The sequence below is a fragment of the Amycolatopsis sp. NPDC004378 genome (genome assembly GCF_053602455.1).
In genome coordinates, this window is sequence record NZ_JBSGDR010000018.1 from 23,956 (window position 1) to 41,042 (window position 17,087).

Consider the following 17,087-nt stretch of genomic DNA (forward strand, 5'->3'; position numbering starts at 1 on the left):
GTCTGCTGGCAAAACGCGCAGAAACTTGCCGCGGCCGTTTGTGCATGGTGACAATGTGGCATGGATCCCGTGGCCGAGCTGTTCCCTCGATCGGGTGAGATCGCGGCCGCGATGATGGCCCGCTGCGCGGCCGAGATCCCGGCGTACCGGCTGCTGCCGGCCACCGTCCTGGAGGGCGACCTGGTCGCGAACGCGCGGGCCGTGTTCGAGCTGTTCCTGACCACCGTCGCCGAGGACCGGCGGCCGACCGAGGACGAGCTCGCGCTGCCGATCGCCTGGGGTGCCGAACGGGCCCGCGACGGCCTGCCGCTCGAAGCCGTCCTGAAGATCTACCCGCTCGCCGCGAGCGTCGCGTGGGAGCGGCTGGACGGCGACCGCGCGCTGCTCGGCGCGCGGATGCTGGACTTCCTCGGCGAGGTGGTGCCGCGCGTCGCCGAGGCGTACCTGGCCGAGCGGGACGACCTCGACTGGGAGCAGCGCGAGGACCGGCAGAACCTCGCCGCGAGCCTGCTCGCCGGCCGTCCGGTGCGCCACCGCGAGCTGCCCGAGAGCTACGACGTCGTGGTGTTCCCGCTGCCGTCGCGGCCCGCCTCCGCCGGACCCCGGGCGGCGACGGACCTCTTCCGCGCCGTTCGGTCCGATTTGGACAGTCAGCCCGGGGTCCTGGTGACGTTCAAGGGCGACGGCGGGGTGCTGCTGGTCCCGGACGGCACGCACGCCGACGCCGTCGCCGCCCGGGTCGACCGGGTCTGCGGGCGTCGCGGCACCGCCGCCGCGGCCCGCGCCGAGACGCACGCGGACATCCCGGCGGCGCATGCCGAGGCCGTCGAAATCCTTGCCCTGGCGGAAAACCTGCGCCGTCCGGCCCGGCTCTACCGGCTCGCCGACCTGGCCATCGAGTACCAGCTCGCCCGGCCGGGCCCGGCGCGGGAAGCACTCGCCGCGGTGCTGGCGCCGCTCGAGGACCACCCGCACCTGATCGACGCCCTGCGCGCGTTCGTGACGGCGGACTACAACCGCGGCGAAGCGGCGACGGCGTTGAACATCCACCGCAACACGCTGACCTACCGGCTGGGCCGGATCCAGCTGATCACCGGCTACGACGCGACGCGTCCCGAGGACGCCCGCCACCTGGCCGCCGCGATGACGGCTTACGACATCGCCGTGCGGAACGGGTGAATTCCACGGGATAACGCTTGGATCGCGATTCCCCGGATCCGGTGCGCTTCCGCACGTCCGCCCGATTCCTGAAGGCGGACACGGAAGAAGTTGATTCCCATGAAAGCAGCCGGAATTCTCGTCGCCGCCCTGATCGCACTGGGCGTCACCGCCTGCGGAACGCCCGTGGTGGGCGTGCCGGTCGCCGTGACGCTCGCCCCGGCGCCGACCACCAGCACGGCCGTGGTCGCCGTGCCCCAAGCGCCTCAGACGGTGTACGTGCAGCAGCCGCCCGCGTACGTCGCACCGGCGGACACCGCGGAGGCGCGCACGGTCATCGCCTACTACGACGCGATCAACCGCCGCGACTTCGCCACGGCGTGGTCGCTCGGCGGCAGCCGCATCGCGGGCGGCGGCGGATACACCAAGTACGTCAACGGTTTCACGACGACGTCGTGGGACACGCTGACCGTCACCGACGTCCGCGGGAGCACGGTCTCGGTGGTGCTGTCGGCCGTCCAGACCGACGGCAGCACCCGGACCTTCTCCGGCACCTACACCGTTTCCGGTGGCGTCATCACCGGCAGCCACATCACCCGGACGAAATGAGCCCGACCGTGCGCCTTTTCCGCGTCACCGCCGCCCTTTCCGCCGTGCTCGCGCTCGCCGCGTGCGGCCTGCCGCGCCTGAACCCCGGGAGCGCGACGCCGGCGGCGACGGTGACCACCACCCTGCCGAGCACGCCGACCGTCACCGCGCAACCGCCCGCCGTCGTCGTCCAGCCGCCGCAGACCGTGACCGTCGCACCGAAGGGGGTCGCGGCGTCGAGCCAGTGGTACGCCCAGTTCAGCTGGATCAACGCCCAGCCGTGGATCACCATCACGCCTTCGGCCGGGCAGACGCCGTGCCAGTGGCTGCACGCGAGCGGCTACAGCTACGCCCAGGCGTACGCGGCCTGGGCGCAGAACGGGTACCCGGCCAGCTGGTCGGCCACGAACGACGGCTACCCGTGCCAGAAGTCCTACGGCATGCAGCACTAGCCCGCCCAGGCGCGGACGGCGTCGGCCAGCACGGCGAGCGGCACCGGGCCGCCGCCGAGCACGACGTCGTGGAAGTCCTTGATGTCGAAGGAATCCCCGAGCCGCTCCTCGGCGAACCGGCGCAGGCGCAGGATTTCCAGCCGGCCGGTCATGTAGGCCAGTGCCTGGCCCGGGCACTCGACGTACCGGTCCGTTTCGGACTGGACCTCGACCTCGCTCATCACGGTGTGCGTGCGGAGGAATTCGACGCACTGGTCCCGCGTCCAGCGCAGGGCGTGCAGGCCGGTGTCGACCACCAGCCGCGCGGCGCGCACCGAGTCCTCGGCCACCATGCCCAGGCGCATCAGATCGCTGGAGAACAGCCCCATCTCGTCGGCGAGCCGTTCCGCGTAGAGGCCCCAGCCTTCGCTGTAGGCGGTCACCGGCGCGATCCGCCGCAGCTGGGGCAGGTCCGTCAGCTCCAGGGCCAGCGAGACCTCGAAGTGGTGGCCCGGAACGGCTTCGTGGAACGCCACGGTCTCGGCGATGAACCGGTCGCGCGTGCGCACTTCGTGGGTGTTGGTGAAGTACGTGCCCGGGCGCGACCCGTCGGCGGCGGGCGGCAGGTAGTACGCCGGTGCGGCGACCGGCGCGTCGGCCTCGGGCACCGCCCGGACGACGCACCCGGCCCGGGGCAGCCGGTGGAACCAGCCGGGCGCGGCGGCGGTCGCGCGGGCGACGGCGGCGCGGGCGGTCTCGAGCATCTCCTCGGCGTCACGCCAGCGGAGGCTGTCGTCGGTCCGGAGCCGGCGGCGCACCTCGGCGGGTTCGGTCAGCCCGAACTCCCGGCCGCCGATCTCGGCGTACTCGGCTTCGAGCCGGGCGAGTACGTCGAGGCCGAGCTGGTGCAGCTCTTCCGGCGTGCGGTCGGTCGTGGTGTGCATGCGCGCCAAGGCCGCGTAGTGCGCTTCGCCGTCTTCGAGCCAGCAAAGCCCCGGCCGGTCGTCGGGACGGCCGTGTCCGGCGACCTCGGTGGCGAGGAACTCGCGGTAGCGCGTCAACGCCGGCCGGATCACGTCGGCGACCAGCCGGTCGCGGCGCTCGCCGCGGGTGCCCGTCAGCGGCTGGGGGAACAGCTTCTCCTGCGCGAGGTACCGGTCGAGGAACGCGACCGCGTTGCGCGCGTTGCGGTCCACCGGCGTCCGCCCGGCGCGCAGGCCGTCCCGTTGGCGCGTCGCCAATGCGCCGTAGAACGCGGGGAGCGCGGCCAGCCGCGTCAGATAGTCCTCCTCGGCCTGTTCTCCGGACGGGGTGAGCTGCGGCAGGAAGGCGAGGTGGCTGATGCCGGTCGCGAACATCGGGTCGGCGAGGGTGAACTCGACGACGCGCGCGTCGAGCTGGGTCACCACGGCTTCGGCCTGCTGGACGACGACGCCGAGCGTCACCCGGTCGGGATCATCCGACGCCCGGGCCCGCGCGAGGATGCCGGCGGCCCGCTCCCGCAACCGCTGCTGGGCCGCCTCGCCGGGATCGGTCAGCTCGGCGTCGTGCCCGGCGATGCCCACCATGGTCGCTTCGAGCGGCACCCAGGTGCCCAGTAAGTCCAGGAGTTCGTCAGCGAGCGCGGTGGCGGAGGTCATCTCCCCATTCTGTCGGCGCCGCTCGGCCCCGATCCAGGGGATTTCGCACCCGGGCGTGAAACGGGACCGGGCCGGGAGCGTGGCTCCCGGCCCGGCCGGCGATCAGGTCAAACTCGAACAGGGTCTCGCGTCGGGATCCTTGGCCCCGCCGGGCACCCACCGCACGTTCGCGAAGGACGCCTGGAACGGGCCGTCGGTGTAGACGAGGAACGGGGTGTTGATGTTCTCGAAGTCCAGCCCGTTGTTGAAGCAGGACAACGGGATCTTGACCGTCGTCTTGCCCTGGCCCTGGAGGTCCGTGAACAGCTTCGTCGCGTTCACCTCCGAGAAGCACGGGTACACGCAGTGCATGCTGACCACCGTGCGGTTGGTCGGGGCCTGCTGCACGATCGTGTCGAACTCCAGTGCGCCGTCGGCGTTGAGGTAACTGCGGAGATCGTTCGTGCCCGCCGGGTTCTGGAGGTAGATCTGGGCGGCGCCGGCGCCGGTCCAGGTCGTCTTCAGGCCGTCGCCCTGCACGTTGACGTCCGTCGGGACGACGTTGATCTCGCTGTGCGCCGCCGTGCCGTCCGGGCCGATCTCGGTGCCGCCCCAGTTCTCCGCCGAACCGATGAAGCTCTTGTACGGCGCGACGTCGGTGCGGTCGAAGATCGACAGGTCCTCGGTCGCCGTGCCGCCGCCACCGGTCGAGGTGCACGACGCCGGGCCTTCGGTCTCGTCGAGCTTCCCGATGGTGACGCGCTGGCCGGTCTTGAGGCCGTAGCCGAGCTTGAACAGCGGGTCGTAGTCCGGCGACCACGGGTTGAGCGGCGACTGGCACGCGCTCTTCGGCCACGAGTAGGACAGCGTGGCGGTGTAGCCGCCGTTGACGTCCTTGCCCTTGACCATCAGGTCCGCGACGCCGCCGCCCTCGCTGCCGGGCAGCCAGGCCGCGACGAACGCGTCGGAGCGGTTGATCTCCTTGTTCATGTACAGCGGGCGGCCGCCGACGTAGACGGTGGCGACCGGGGTGCCCTTGCCGCTGACCTTGTCCAGCACGGCCAGGTCCTCGGGGTAGAGCTTCGACGCCTCGAGGGTCTTGCGGGTGAGGTCGCCGACGCCCTCGGCGTACGGCGTCTCGCCGATGACCGCGATGACCGCGTCGTAACCCTTCGGGTCCGTGTTGCCGGTGGGGTCGAAGGTGACGTTCGCGTCGCCGAGGTCCTGCTTGAGCCCGGCGAGGATCGACGTGGCGTTCGGGAAGTCGGCGTTGGTGTTGCCGGTGCCCTGCCAGCTCAGCGTCCAGCCGCCGGTCTGGTTCTGGATGCTGTCGGCGCTCTTGCCGACCACCAGCACCTTGGACTTCGGCTTCAGCGGCAGCACGTTGCCGTTGTTCTTCAGCAGCACCTGCGACTCGCGCGCGGCGGCGCGGGCCAGCTGGTGGTCGGTCAGGGCCTCGTCCGACTCGGCGAACGAGCGGTCCGACGGCGCCTGGGCCTCGAACAGCCCGTCACGCAGCTTGACGCGCAGGATGCGGGTGACCGCGTCGTCGATCCGCGACATCGGGATCTGGCCGCTCCGCACCTGGGCGACGGTGTTGGTGATGAACGCCTTCCAGTCGGCGGGCACCATCACGATGTCGATGCCGGCGTTGATCGCCTGCGGGCACGAGGAGTTGGTGCAGCCGGTGACCTGGCCGATGCCGTTCCAGTCGGACACGACCAGGCCGTCGAAGCCCATCTTGCCCTTGAGGATCTGGTTCAGCGCCTTGTCGCTGCCGTGCAGCTTGCCCTCGTTGATGCCGAGGTCGGTGTTGGTCCAGCTGTTGAACGACACCATCACGGTCTGGGTGCCGGCGGCGAGCGCGCCGTAGTAGCCCTGGCCGTGGATGTTGATCATGTCGGCTTCGGACGACGGGTTGACGCCCTGGTCCTGGCCCTTCATCGTGCCGCCGTCGCCGATGAAGTGCTTGGCGGTGGCGATCACGCCGCTGGAGCCGATGCGCTTGGTGGCCTCGTCCTGGAGGCCGTCGATGGCCTCGTAGCCGTAGGCGCGGGTGATGTGCGGGTCCTCGGAGAAGCCTTCGTAGGTGCGGCCCCAGCGGTCGTCCTGGACGACGGCGAGCGTCGGCGAGAACGCCCAGTCCTGCCCGGTGGCGCGGATCTGCCGCGCGGTGGCGGCGGCGACGTCGCGGACCAGGCACGGGTCGTGCGCCGCGCCGAGGCCGATGTTGTGCGGGAAGACGGTGGCGCCGTAGACGTTGTTGTTGCCGTGCACGGCGTCGATGCCCCAGATGACGGGGATCTTCGTGCGGCTCGACTTCGAGGCGTACCAGTAGGAGTCGGCGAGGTTCAGCCAGTCCTGCTGGGTGGCGTGCTTGTTGCCGCCGGGCCACGCGCCGCCGCCGTTGAGGACGGAGCCGATGGCGTACTGCTTGACCTCGTCGGCGGTGATCGAGGTGATCTCGGGCTGCGTCATCTGCCCGACCTTCTCCTCCAGGGTCATCCCCTTGAGGATCTGGGCGATGCGCGCCTCGTCACCGGCCTTGCCCTTGAACCGGCTGTCGACCTTGGGCCAGTCCGCGAGGGTGGGCAGGTTCGGCTCGATCTTGGCGCAGCCGTCCTTGTCCTTGGCGGGCTGCCCGATCACGGGCTGTGGCGGCTCGGCGGCTTGGGCCGGAATCGCCTGCGCGACCCCGCCCAGCAGGCTCAGGCTCAGCAAGGTGACGAGCGAACTTCGGCGCGCACGGGACCACGCGCGGGATCTTCTGGCCATGGTCTGGTCCATTCTGCGAGAACGGCGGACCGGCCGATCCTCACCGGGCGCAGCGACGGCGTCAATAGGTTTCGGGCTCGTTATTTCTCGACATAAAATAAGAGTCGCCCGTCGACCCGGCCACCCTTAGCCGCCACCGCGGTGCAGGTCAAGGGCACTGCGGGGCAAGGCTTCTGCCCGACGGTCGCGGGGTGCGTCCGTGCGGGTGATTCTCGTGTGGACGTTCGGCTGAGCGCACCGCCGTGTCGACCCTCGGATCACGCGTGTCGACCCTTCGGTCACGCGGCCGGGCGGGCCGGGTGTGATCGGGAAGTCGACACGCGTGATTGGGAGGTCGACACGGCGGCGTCGCAGAACCGAGGTTGCCAAGGTGCGGCCGATTGCCCACATCCATGTGTGCGCTGCGTAGGCGGCCCCAGGCCGACCGGGTGAACTTCTCGGAGGCACCGGAAAAGCTGCGATCCTGGAACGATGGGGGAAGGTCAGAGGGGTACCCGGCTGCTCTCGGATCGGACGATTGCCCTGTCGGCGGGCATCTTGATCTTCTTCGCTGCCGTTGCTTGCTGGTTGTTGCTGTCGCTCTACGGCCGGGGAACCGACGCGGACAAGGCGCGGCTGGAGAGCGTCCGGACGGTCGGCACGATCGTGCTCGGCGCGGGTGGGTTCTTTGCGCTCCTGCTGGCTGCTCGTCGGCAGCAGACGGCGGAGCAGGACTTGGACACGAAGCGCAACGACCTGCTCCTGCGTGAGCAAGCCAACGAGGACGTCCGCCACGACGCCGCGGAGCGGCGGATCAGCGATCTCTACCTCAAGGCGGCCGAGCAGCTCGGCGCGGAGAAGGCGCCGGTCCGGCTGGCCGGCCTTTACGCGCTGGAGAGGCTGGCCCAGGACAACCCGGCCCACCGGCAGACCATCGTGAACGTGATCAGCGCTTATCTGCGAATGCCGTACGAGCCGCGGGCCGACAGCGAGCATCACCGTGCGTGTCTGGAGGAGCGGGAGGTGCGGATGACCGCGCAGCAGATCCTGACCGGTCACCTGGCGCCGGCCGGTGCCGACCGAACACGGTTCTGGGTGGACCTCGATCTCGACCTCGGTGGCGCCGTGCTCATCGACCTGAAGTTCCACGACTGCTCGCTGCGGAACGCGAACTTCGCTCGCGCCCGGTTCCTCGGGCAGACGTCCCTGCTGGGCATCGAGTTCCGGGGGAGCACGAGGTTCGACGACGCGGTCTTCGAGGGCGAAGCCTGGTTTGCGCAGGCTGAATTCACCGACAGCACGCGGTTCGACGGTGCCGTGTTCCTGGCCGACGCGAGGTTCGACGAAGCCACGTTCTTCGGCGCGACGGTGTTCCGCCGGGCCCGGTTCCAGGGCGACGCGCGGTTCGAGAAGACCAAGTTCGCGGGCAAAGTCATCTTCAGCGAGGCGGCGTTCAACGGCAGCGCCGACTTCGCGCGCGCCAGCTTTGCCGATGAGGCCTACCTGCCCGGGGTCGACTTCGGGCGGGACGCGCGATTCGTCGAGGTGACGTTCGCCAGGGACGGGTGGTTCATCAACGTCGAGTTCGGTGGGAACACCGACTTCAAAGACGTGACTTTCAGCGAGGACGTCCGGTTCACCGGCTGCACGCTGGACGGCGTTCCGTACGTCCCACCGGAATGGACGCCCCGGCCGCAGGACGACTTCGACTGAGCCGGCGTCAGTGCAGGACCGAGCCCGGCAGTTCCTCGAAGATCAGCCACGTCCGCGTCGAGCGGACGCCCTCCAGGGCCTGCAGGCGCTCCAGGACCACGTCGCGCAGGGTCTGGTTGTCCGGGGTGCGGACCAGCAGGAGGATGTCGAAGTCGCCGCCGACCAGGGCTACGTGGTCGACGTACGGGATGTCGTGCAGGTCCGTCGCCATCGTGCGCCAGGACGTCTGCTCCACCGTCACCATGATGTACGCCGACGTCCCCAGCCCCGCGCGGCGCGGGTCGATCCGGGCGCCGAAGCCCGTGATCACCCCCTCCGCCATCAGGCGCTCCAGGCGCGCGTACGCGTTCGTGCGCGAGATGTGCAGCTTCTCGGCCAGAGCGCGGACCGCGAGACGGCCGTCCGCGGACAGTTCGGCCAGCATCGCCCGGTCGACGTCGTCCAGGGCCGGGGCCGTTCGTCCCGGAAGCCCGCCGACGGCCGTGGTCGCGGAAGACGTTTGGTCACCAGGAGGGGCCGTGGAAGACCGTTTGTCGCTCATTTCGCCGAACCCTTGAACAGACGACCAGCAAGAACCACCATTCCAGCATCATATGTCTGCGAGAGGTGGTGTCCGTGGATACCCTGCTGCCGTCCGCGTCGCCGGTGCGGTTCGTCGCCGAGGACGGGACGCCCGTCGACCGCCACGGTGACTACGCGAAACCCGCCGAAGGCCGGCTCAAGGCCGCCTATCGGCTGATGGTCCTGGGCCGCCGCTTCGACGTCCAGGCGACCGCGCTCACCAAGCAGGGCCGCCTCGCCGTCTACCCCTCCAGCGCCGGCCAGGAGGCCTGCCAGGTCGCCGCCGCGCTCGCCCTGCAGAAGAACGACTGGCTGTTCCCCACCTACCGCGACTCGGTCGCCCTCGTCGCGCGCGGCCTGAAGCCCGGCGAAGTCCTGACGCTCCTTCGCGGCGACGCGCACTGCGGCTACAACCCCGCCGAGACGCGCGTAGCGCCCCAGTGCACTCCGCTCGCTACGCAGACTCTCCACGCCGCCGGTCTCGCACACGCGATGCAGCGACGCGGCGAAGACGCCGTCGCGCTCGCTCTCATCGGCGACGGCGCTACCAGCGAAGGCGACTTCCACGAAGCGCTCAACTTCGCCGCCGTCTTCAAGGCGCCTGTAGTGTTCTTCGTACAGAACAACCGCTACGCCATCTCCGTCCCCTTCGAGAAGCAGAGCGCCGCGCCCGCGTTGGCGTACAAGGGGATCGGTTACGGCATGCGCTCCGAGCAGGTCGACGGCAACGACGCCGTCGCGGTCCTCGCCGTCCTCGACGACGCCGTGAAGCACGCGCGCGAAGGCAACGGCCCGGTGCTCGTCGAGGCGCACACCTACCGCATCGACGCCCACACCAACGCCGACGACGCCACCCGCTACCGCGACGACGGCGAAGTCGCGAAGTGGCGCGAAGCGGATCCGATCAAGAGGCTCGAGGCCTACCTCGGGGACGCCCTCACCCAGCACGAAATCGCGCAGCATCGGGAAGAGGCCGAGGAGTTCGCGCAGTCCGTCCGCGACACCCTCAACGCCGACGCCGAGCTCGACCCGATGTCGCTGTTCGACCACGTCTACGCCGAGCCGACCCGCCAGCTGGAGCGCCAGCGGGCCGCCCTGCAAGCCGAACTGGAGGCCTGATGACGACCACGATGGCGCAGGCGCTCAACGCGGCCCTGCGCGACGCGCTCAAGGACGACGACCGCGTGCTCGTCTTCGGCGAGGACGTCGGCACGCTCGGCGGCGTCTTCCGGGTCACCGACGGCATCACCGCCGACTTCGGCGAGGACCGCTGCTTCGACACGCCGCTGGCGGAGTCCGGCATCGTCGGGTTCGCCGTCGGGATGGCGATGGGCGGCTTCCGCCCGGTCGTCGAGATGCAGTTCGACGCCTTCGCCTACCCGGCGTTCGAGCAGATCACCTCGCACGTCGCGAAGCTGCGCAACCGCACCCGCGGCGCGCTGGAGCTGCCGATGGTCATCCGGATCCCCTACGCCGGCGGCATCGGCGGCGTCGAGCACCACTGCGACTCCAGCGAGGTCTACTACACGCACACGCCCGGCCTGCGCGTCGTCACACCGGGCACCGCGCAGGACGCCTACGACCTGCTCCGCGACGCCATCGACTCGCCGGACCCGGTCGTCTTCCTCGAGCCGAAGGCCCGCTACTGGTCCGGCGAAGAGGTCTCGTTCACCCGTAACGGCCCGGCCATGGACCGGGCCGTGGTGCGCAAGAGCGGCAAGGACGTCACGCTCATCGCGTACGGCCCGATGGTCGCCACGGCCATGGAGACCGCCGAAGCCGCGAAGGACGAGGGCTGGGACGTCGAGGTCGTCGACCTGCGCTCGCTGTCGCCGTTCGACGACGAGACCGTGACGGCGTCCGTGCGCCGCACCGGGCGTGCCGTCGTCGTGCACGAGGCCGCCGGCTTCGGTGGCTACGGCGCCGAGGTCGTTGCTCGCGTCACAGAGCAGTGCTTCCACCAGCTGCACGCGCCGGTGCTGCGCGTGACCGGGCTCGACATCCCGTACCCGGCGCCGAAGCTCGAGCGCCACATGCTGCCGGACGTCGACCGGATCCTGGACACCATGGCGCGCCTGCAGTGGGCCGACACCCCGGTGGTGGCCGGTGCCTGACTTCCTGCTTCCGGACCTCGGCGAGGGCCTGACCGAGGCGGCGATCCTGAACTGGCACGTCGGCGTCGGTGACACGGTCGAGGTCGACCAGATCGTCGTCGAGGTCGAGACGGCGAAGGCGGCGGTCGAGGTGCCCGTGCCGTTCGCCGGCGTCGTGTCCGCGCTGCACGGCGAGCCGGGCCAGCTGCTGCCGGTCGGCGCGCCGCTGCTGAGCGTCGGCGGCTTCGCCGAACCTGGTGTGACGACGTCGAGCGGCAGCGGCAACGTCCTCATCGGGTACGGCACCGCGCCGACGACGCGGCGCAAGCGCGCTCGCCGCGTCGAACCGAAGGTGGTCGTGAAGACGCCCGGCGTCATCTCGCCGTTCGTCCGGAAACTGGCTTCGGACAACGGGATCGACCTCGCCCGGCTCACCCCGAGCGGCCCGGACGGGATCATCCGGCGTGCCGACGTCGAGGCGGCGCTGAAGAAGCCCGTCACGAAGGGCAAGCGGATCCCGCTGACCGGTGTCCGCAAGGCCGTCGCCGACAAGCTCACGGCGTCCCGGCGCGAGATCCCCGAGGCCACGGTCTGGGTGGACGTCGACGCGACCGGGCTGGTCGCCGCGCGGACGGCCCTGAACGCCAAGACGGACCGGCCGGTCAGCCTCCTCGGGCTGATCGCGCGGTTCGCCGTCGCGGGGCTTCGCAAGTACCCGGAGCTGAACTCGCGCGTCGAAGGCGACGAGATCGTGCTGCTGGACGAGATCAACCTCGGGTTCGCCGCGCAGACCGACCGCGGCCTGGTCGTGCCGGTCGTGCGGGACGCGGGGGAGCTGTCGACCCGCGACCTGTCGGCGGCGATCGGCGACCGTGCCCGCACCGCGCGCGAGGGCAAGCTCGCGCCCGCCGACCTCACCGGCGGCACCTTCACGGTCAACAACTACGGCGTCTTCGGCGTCGACGGCTCGGCGGCGATCATCAACCACCCCGAGGCCGCGATCCTCGGCATCGGCCGGATCATCGACCGGCCGTGGGTGGTCGACGGCGCGCTGGGCGTGCGGAAGGTCTGCGAGCTGACCCTGGCGTTCGACCACCGCGTCTGCGACGGCGGCACGGCCGGCGGGTTCCTGCGGTTCGTCGCGGACTGCGTGGAGTCGCCGGTCACGGCGCTGGGCGACCTCTGACGACTCACCGGCCGCGTTGGCCGGTTGTGACGGTCGTGGCACTTAAAGTGTTCGCGTGACGACTCCAGCCCAGCACGACCGCGACCTCGCGGAAGGGCGCGTGGCGCGGCTCAAGCAGGACCTTCGCGACGGGCTGGCGACCCCGCCCGAAGACGTCGAGGCGATGGACGACCTCGTCGCGACGGCCCACCGGCTGCTCGACGCCGAGGTCGCGTTCGACGACGCGAAGCACCGGCTCGCCAACGCCGAGCTCGAGTCCCGGCACGCGGCGACGCAGCGTGCGGTCGTGTACCTCGCGGCCGCCCCGGTGCTGGTGCCGTTGGTGGCCGCGGCGCTGGTGCTGTTCGAGGTGCTCTCGCCGGTGTGGCTGCTGGCCCTGGTCCCGCTGTTCGCCGCGGGCCTGTGGATCGGCTTCGGCCCGGTCCGCCGCGTCGGCGACGTCATCCGCGAGCGGACGCGCGCGGCGTGGGCGGGGAGCGTGACGGCCGCGGTGCTGGTGCTCGCGCTGGTTTCCTGGCCGGGGACGGTGGTGTGCACGATCCTGACGGCGCTGGGCGTCGCGGGCACGTGCGGCCTGCTGTGGCGGGAAAGCCGGATCCCGTGAGCCACGGCTACGCGACCTACGGCGACGATCCGGAGTTCTCGGAGCAGTACGAGGAGCCCGTCGACCCGACGCGGCGCGACCTCGACGAGCTGTTCGCGGCGGTCGACGGCCTGCGCGCGGCCGTCGAGGAGACCGACGACCGCCGCCGGCAGGACGTCGCCGACCTGACCGAGCGGCTCGAATCCGGCACCGCGCACCGCCAGGAGGACCGGCTCGACCTGCTCGGCAGGCGGCTGGACCGGCTGCAGCAGCAGGTGCAGGCCCTGGAGCGCGCGGTCCGCGTGTCCGACGGCGTGCCGCAGGTGAACCTCGACGACGTCGGCGCGGAGACGCGCGCGCTCGCGGCGGAGGCGGCGCGCTGGGACGACCTGCACAAGGAGCTGGTGACGAAGGAGCAGCGGGCGCGGCACGAGCAGGAGATCGAACGCCTGTCGTCGGTGCGGTCCGCGCTGGAGCGCTGCGACGCCGACCTGCTCGGCGTGATCGGAGTCCTGGCTTCCACCGATCGGGGCTCCCGCGCCCGCGGGGACGCGGAGTCGTCGTTGCGCGCGTTGTCGACGCGGCGCCGGACGTTGCTGGACGAGGAGATCCCGGCGGCCGTCGCGGCGGCGGACCAGGCCCGGCTGGCGTTGCGCGAGGCGGACGCGGTGGAGGCGCGCGTGGTGCCGCAGCTGGAGCGGGCCGAGCGCGCGTGGCACGACCTGCAGGTGCGGCTGCGGACCCGGATCACGGACGCGCTGGGCTCGAACGCCCTGCTGCCGACGTGGTTCGGGCACGCACTGGGCGTGGCCCCGCCGTCGGGCGCTTCGGGTGACGCGTGGATCCGGACGGCCGCGTCGGTGCTGGCGTACCGGGTGACGTTCCGGATCGCCGATCCGACGCTGCCGCTGGGCCCGCCGCCGGGCGAGGACGCGGACAAGACCGAGCGCCGCTGGACCTGGCGAGCACGGCTGGAGACCGACCTCGACGACCTGGCTTTGTAGGTCTGCCGCGGTGCCGAGGGGGCGGCCCAGGTTCCCCGGGCGTCAAAGCCCGGGGTTCGGGAAGAGTCGGCTCGATGTGGGTGAAGCGTTGGACTTTCAGACGACCGCCGGCCGCCGGAGGGGGCGGCGCAGGCGGTTGAACAACTTCGCGTTGTTCAACGCGAACACGCCCACCGTCGAGCCGTCGCGTTCATAGGTCGCCACGAACGACGACGCCGACGGATCGCCGTCCACGAACGTCAGCTTGTCGGTCGGCAACGGGTGCCCCGCCAGCTGCAGCGTGCCCGCGTACTGGTCCGACCACACGTATCCGCTCGGCACGTACGTCCGCGAAGTGTGCCCGGCGAGCAGGTTCGCGACCGCGACCGGTGCCTGCTCCGACGCGTTCGTCCAGTGCTCGTGCCGCCGGCCCTCGCCGGAAACGTGGTAGCGCGCGACGTCGCCCACCGCGACCACCTGGGGCAACGACGTCACCAGCCCGGCGTCGGTGTGGACGCCGTTGCCGACCTCCAACCCCGAGCCCGCCAGCCAGTCGGTCGACGGGGTCATGCCGACGCCCGTCACGACCACGTCGGCCGGGACCAGCTCACCGGAGGCCAGCTCGACGCCGGCGGGCGAGAGTCCCGAAACCTGAACCCCGCACCGCAGATCCGTGCCGTGGTCGGTGTGCAACCGGGCGCACACCGCGGCCAGCTCGGGGCCCAGCAGGGGCGCGAGCGGCGCCGGCAACGCCTCCAGGACCGTCACCTCGAGCCCCAGCGAGCGGCACGTCGAGGCCACCTCGGCCCCGATGAACCCGGCCCCGACGATGGCCACCCGCGCGCCGGGCACCAGGGCCGAGCGCAACGCCACCGCGTCGTCGAGGGTCCGCAGCGTGTGGGCGCCCTCGAAGCCCGGCAGCGTGCGTGCCCGGCCGCCGGTCGCGATGACGACGCCGTCCGCGTGCACCGAGCCGCCGTCCGACAGCAGCACCCGGCGCGCGGCCGGGTCCAAGCCCGTCGCCCGCACACCCAGCCGGAAGTCGAGCGCCAGCGAGGCGAGGTCCCCGGCGTCAAGCAGCTCCAGCGACGCGGGCGACGCCGTTCCGGCCAGGAAGGCCTTGGACAGCGGTGGCCGGTCGTAGGGCAGGTGCCGCTCCTCGCCGATCAGCACGATCCCGCCGTCGTAGCCCTGCGCGCGCAGCTCCTGCGCCGCGCGGACCCCGGCGAGCGAGGCGCCGACGACCGCGACGCGCTTCACGCCGCGTCTTCCTGGGCCGTGCCCTGGACGTAGATGACGCCGTCTTCGACGAGGACCGGGTACGTGCGCACCGGGTCCTTCGCCGGCAGGCAGCTCGGCATGCCGGTGCGCAGGTCGAACAGCGCCGCGTGCAGCGGGCACTCGACGAAGCAGCCTTCGAGCCAGCCGTCGGCCAGGGAGGCGTCCTGGTGCGTGCACGTGTCGTCGATGGCGTACAGCTCGCCGTCCTCGGTGTTGAACACCGCGATGGCGGGGGCCCCGGGAATCCGGACGGACTCGCCGGGGGGCAGCTCGTCGACGGTGCACGCGCGAATCATGGGTCCTCCGAGACTGTTGCGCATTGGGGAACATCGACTGCGATCCGCAACAAGTGTGAAGACGGCACCGAGCGCCGTCAAGGGGGTACGCCCCGGTAGTTTTCGTTACCCGCTAACGGATAATCCGGGCACGCCGGAGGCCCGTACCGAGGATGGCGGTACGGGCGCTCGTGCGTCCGGGCTAGTTCTCCCCGTGCCGGTAGAACGGCAGCTTGATCGGGGCGAGCGGGGTGTTGCCGAGGATGAGGTCGGCGGCCTTCTCGGCCGTCATCATCACCGGCGCGTAGATGTTGCCGTTGGTGATGTAGGGCATCACGGACGCGTCGACGACGCGCAGGCCCTCGGTGCCGTGCACCCGCATGCTCTGCGGGTCGACGACGGACAGCTCGTCCACGCCCATCTTGGCCGTGCACGACGGGTGCAGCGCGGTTTCGGCGTCCTTCGCGACCCAGTCCAGGATCTCCTCGTCGGTCTCCACCGACGGCCCCGGCGAGATCTCCCCGCCGTTGTACGGGTCGAGCGCGGACTGGTTGAGGATCTTCCGCGCCACCCGCACGGCTTCGACCCACTCGCGACGGTCGTTCTCCGTCGACAGGTAGTTGAACTTGATCGCCGGGTGCTGCCGCGGGTCGGTCGAAGTGACCTTCACCGAGCCGCGGGTGTCGGCGTACATCGGGCCGACGTGCACCTGGTAGCCGTGGCCTTCCGTGGGCGCCGACCCGTCGTAGCGGATCGCCACCGGCAGGAAGTGGAACATCAGGTTCGGGTACTTCACCTCGTCGTTGGACCGGACGAACCCGCCGCCTTCGAAGTGGTTCGTCGCGGCCGGCCCGGAGCGCAGGAACAGCCACTGCGCGCCGATGTAGGGGCGCTTCCACTTCGCCAGCGACGGCTGCATCGACACCGGCTGCTTGCAGGAGTACTGGATGTACACCTCCAGGTGGTCCTGCAGGTTTTCGCCGACGCCCGGCAGGTCCTTCACGACGTCGATGCCGAGCTTCTCCAGCTCGGCCGCGTTGCCGACGCCGGAAAGCTGCAGCAGCTGCGGGCTGTTGATCGCGCCGCCGCAGAGGATGATCTCCTTGCCGTACACCTCGCCCGGGGCACCGCGGCCTTCGGCGTACTCGACGCCGATCGCGCGGGTGCCGTCGAAGAGGATCTGCGACACGAACGCGTGCGTCTTCACGGTCAGGTTCGGCCGGTCCATGACCGGGTGCAGGTACGCGCGCGCCGCCGACAGCCGCCGTCCCTTGCGGACGTTGCGGTCGAACGCCGCGAAGCCCTCCTGGCGGTAGCCGTTGACGTCGTCGGTGCGCGGGTAGCCCGCCTGCTCGGCGGCGTCGAAGAAGGCCTGGAACAACGGGTTCGACGCCGGGCCGCGCTCCAGCGCCAGGGGACCGTCGTGGCCGCGCCACTTCCCGTCCGGGGCGTCCGCGAGGCAGTTCTCCATGCGGTTGAAGTACGGCAGGCAGTGCGCGTAGTCCCAAGTGGACATCCCGGGGTCGGCGCCCCAGCGTTCGTAGTCCATCGGGTTGCCGCGCTGGAAGATCATCCCGTTGATGCTGGACGACCCGCCGAGCACCTTGCCGCGCGCGTGGTAGATGCGACGGCGGTTCATGTACGGCTCGGGTTCGCTGCGGTAGCCCCAGTCGTAGAACTTCGACCCGATCGGGAACGTCAGCGCGGCCGGCATGTGGATGAAGACGTCCCACTTGTAGTCGGACCGCCCGGCCTCCAGCACGAGGACCTTGTTCGACGGGTCGGCGGAAAGCCGGTTCGCCAGCGCGCAGCCCGCCGAGCCACCGCCGACGATGACGAAGTCGTAGGAATCGGAACTCATG

General features: G+C 70.9%; 15 protein-coding genes. 9 read left to right on the top strand and 6 right to left on the bottom strand.

The features are described 5' to 3' along the window. The first annotated feature begins 60 nt into the window (after window positions 1-60). From ACWEN0_RS36750 to ACWEN0_RS36760, 3 genes are all read left to right on the top strand, one after another. Entirely contained in the window at window positions 61-1,179 is a 1,119-nt protein-coding gene (locus ACWEN0_RS36750; protein WP_451984211.1) for a PucR family transcriptional regulator, read from the top strand. Window positions 1,180-1,278: 99 nt separating this feature from the next. Next, window positions 1,279-1,767 carry a hypothetical protein gene (locus ACWEN0_RS36755; protein WP_451984213.1) on the top strand — a complete coding sequence of 163 codons (489 nt, stop codon included), beginning with the start codon at window positions 1,279-1,281 and terminating at the stop codon, window positions 1,765-1,767. Next, window positions 1,764-2,198: a hypothetical protein gene (locus ACWEN0_RS36760; protein WP_451984215.1), complete on the top strand. Its 435-nt coding sequence runs from the start codon at window positions 1,764-1,766 to the stop codon at window positions 2,196-2,198. The genes ACWEN0_RS36755 and ACWEN0_RS36760 overlap by 4 nt, the downstream gene beginning before the upstream one ends. Here the strand turns inward: ACWEN0_RS36760 and ACWEN0_RS36765 are convergent. Beyond that, the gene (locus tag ACWEN0_RS36765) at window positions 2,195-3,817 is read right to left on the bottom strand and encodes a DUF885 domain-containing protein (RefSeq protein ID WP_451984217.1); all 1,623 of its coding nucleotides are present in this window, start codon (window positions 3,815-3,817) and stop codon (window positions 2,195-2,197) included. The genes ACWEN0_RS36760 and ACWEN0_RS36765 overlap by 4 nt on opposite strands. Window positions 3,818-3,919: 102 nt before the next feature. Continuing rightward, entirely contained in the window at window positions 3,920-6,514 is a 2,595-nt protein-coding gene (locus ACWEN0_RS36770) for a glycoside hydrolase family 3 protein (protein WP_451984567.1), read from the bottom strand. 528 nt (window positions 6,515-7,042) lie between these two features. On the opposite strand from ACWEN0_RS36770, the gene ACWEN0_RS36775 reads away from it, so the two are divergent. After that, entirely contained in the window at window positions 7,043-8,263 is a 1,221-nt protein-coding gene (locus tag ACWEN0_RS36775) for a pentapeptide repeat-containing protein (RefSeq protein ID WP_451984219.1), read from the top strand. Between the two features lie 7 nt (window positions 8,264-8,270). Here the strand turns inward: ACWEN0_RS36775 and ACWEN0_RS36780 are convergent, their stop codons facing one another. After that, window positions 8,271-8,804 (bottom strand): Lrp/AsnC family transcriptional regulator, encoded by a 534-nt coding sequence (locus ACWEN0_RS36780; RefSeq protein ID WP_451984221.1) that lies wholly within the window; start codon window positions 8,802-8,804, stop codon window positions 8,271-8,273. Between the two features lie 68 nt (window positions 8,805-8,872). Between ACWEN0_RS36780 and pdhA the strand changes: the two genes are divergently transcribed. The 5 genes from pdhA to ACWEN0_RS36805 are packed head-to-tail and all read left to right on the top strand — an operon-like array spanning window position 8,873 to window position 13,690. Beyond that, a complete protein-coding gene (gene pdhA / locus ACWEN0_RS36785; RefSeq protein ID WP_451984223.1) occupies window positions 8,873-9,943 on the top strand; it encodes a pyruvate dehydrogenase (acetyl-transferring) E1 component subunit alpha in 1,071 nt (356 codons plus the stop codon). Further along, a complete protein-coding gene (locus ACWEN0_RS36790; protein ID WP_451984225.1) occupies window positions 9,943-10,938 on the top strand; it encodes an alpha-ketoacid dehydrogenase subunit beta in 996 nt (331 codons plus the stop codon). Before pdhA ends, ACWEN0_RS36790 begins: the two co-directional genes overlap by 1 nt. Then, the gene (locus tag ACWEN0_RS36795; protein ID WP_451984227.1) at window positions 10,931-12,103 is read left to right on the top strand and encodes a dihydrolipoamide acetyltransferase family protein; all 1,173 of its coding nucleotides are present in this window, start codon (window positions 10,931-10,933) and stop codon (window positions 12,101-12,103) included. Before ACWEN0_RS36790 ends, ACWEN0_RS36795 begins: the two co-directional genes overlap by 8 nt. 55 nt (window positions 12,104-12,158) lie before the next feature. Then, the gene (locus tag ACWEN0_RS36800; RefSeq protein WP_451984229.1) at window positions 12,159-12,707 is read left to right on the top strand and encodes a hypothetical protein; all 549 of its coding nucleotides are present in this window, start codon (window positions 12,159-12,161) and stop codon (window positions 12,705-12,707) included. Beyond that, window positions 12,704-13,690: a hypothetical protein gene (locus ACWEN0_RS36805; RefSeq protein WP_451984231.1), complete on the top strand. Its 987-nt coding sequence runs from the start codon at window positions 12,704-12,706 to the stop codon at window positions 13,688-13,690. Before ACWEN0_RS36800 ends, ACWEN0_RS36805 begins: the two co-directional genes overlap by 4 nt. 96 nt (window positions 13,691-13,786) lie before the next feature. Here ACWEN0_RS36805 and ACWEN0_RS36810 read toward each other — a convergent pair whose 3' ends face one another. The 3 genes from ACWEN0_RS36810 to betA all read right to left on the bottom strand — a co-directional run bounded on the left by ACWEN0_RS36810 (window position 13,787) and on the right by betA (window position 17,086). Next, on the bottom strand, window positions 13,787-14,929 hold the full coding sequence (locus tag ACWEN0_RS36810) for an NAD(P)/FAD-dependent oxidoreductase (RefSeq protein WP_451984233.1): 1,143 nt from the start codon (window positions 14,927-14,929) through the stop codon (window positions 13,787-13,789). Next, window positions 14,926-15,246, bottom strand: a complete 321-nt coding sequence (locus ACWEN0_RS36815) for a bifunctional 3-phenylpropionate/cinnamic acid dioxygenase ferredoxin subunit (RefSeq protein ID WP_451984235.1) — start codon at window positions 15,244-15,246, stop codon at window positions 14,926-14,928. Before ACWEN0_RS36815 ends, ACWEN0_RS36810 begins: the two co-directional genes overlap by 4 nt. Window positions 15,247-15,427: 181 nt before the next feature. Continuing rightward, window positions 15,428-17,086, bottom strand: a complete 1,659-nt coding sequence (betA, locus tag ACWEN0_RS36820) for a choline dehydrogenase (RefSeq protein ID WP_451984237.1) — start codon at window positions 17,084-17,086, stop codon at window positions 15,428-15,430. Window position 17,087 lies beyond the last annotated feature (1 nt).

What these genes read in the sequence shown, in the direction of transcription:
- ACWEN0_RS36750 (WP_451984211.1), top strand. Translation starts at nt 61, where the DNA reads ATGGATCCCGTGGCCGAGCTGTTCCCTCGATCGGGTGAGATCGCGGCC.
- ACWEN0_RS36755 (WP_451984213.1), top strand. Translation starts at nt 1,279, where the DNA reads ATGAAAGCAGCCGGAATTCTCGTCGCCGCCCTGATCGCACTGGGCGTC.
- ACWEN0_RS36760 (WP_451984215.1), top strand. Translation starts at nt 1,764, where the DNA reads ATGAGCCCGACCGTGCGCCTTTTCCGCGTCACCGCCGCCCTTTCCGCC.
- ACWEN0_RS36765 (WP_451984217.1), bottom strand. Translation starts at nt 3,817, where the DNA reads ATGACCTCCGCCACCGCGCTCGCTGACGAACTCCTGGACTTACTGGGC.
- ACWEN0_RS36775 (WP_451984219.1), top strand. Translation starts at nt 7,043, where the DNA reads ATGGGGGAAGGTCAGAGGGGTACCCGGCTGCTCTCGGATCGGACGATT.
- ACWEN0_RS36780 (WP_451984221.1), bottom strand. Translation starts at nt 8,804, where the DNA reads ATGAGCGACAAACGGTCTTCCACGGCCCCTCCTGGTGACCAAACGTCT.
- ACWEN0_RS36790 (WP_451984225.1), top strand. Translation starts at nt 9,943, where the DNA reads ATGACGACCACGATGGCGCAGGCGCTCAACGCGGCCCTGCGCGACGCG.
- ACWEN0_RS36815 (WP_451984235.1), bottom strand. Translation starts at nt 15,246, where the DNA reads ATGATTCGCGCGTGCACCGTCGACGAGCTGCCCCCCGGCGAGTCCGTC.
- betA (WP_451984237.1), bottom strand. Translation starts at nt 17,086, where the DNA reads ATGAGTTCCGATTCCTACGACTTCGTCATCGTCGGCGGTGGCTCGGCG.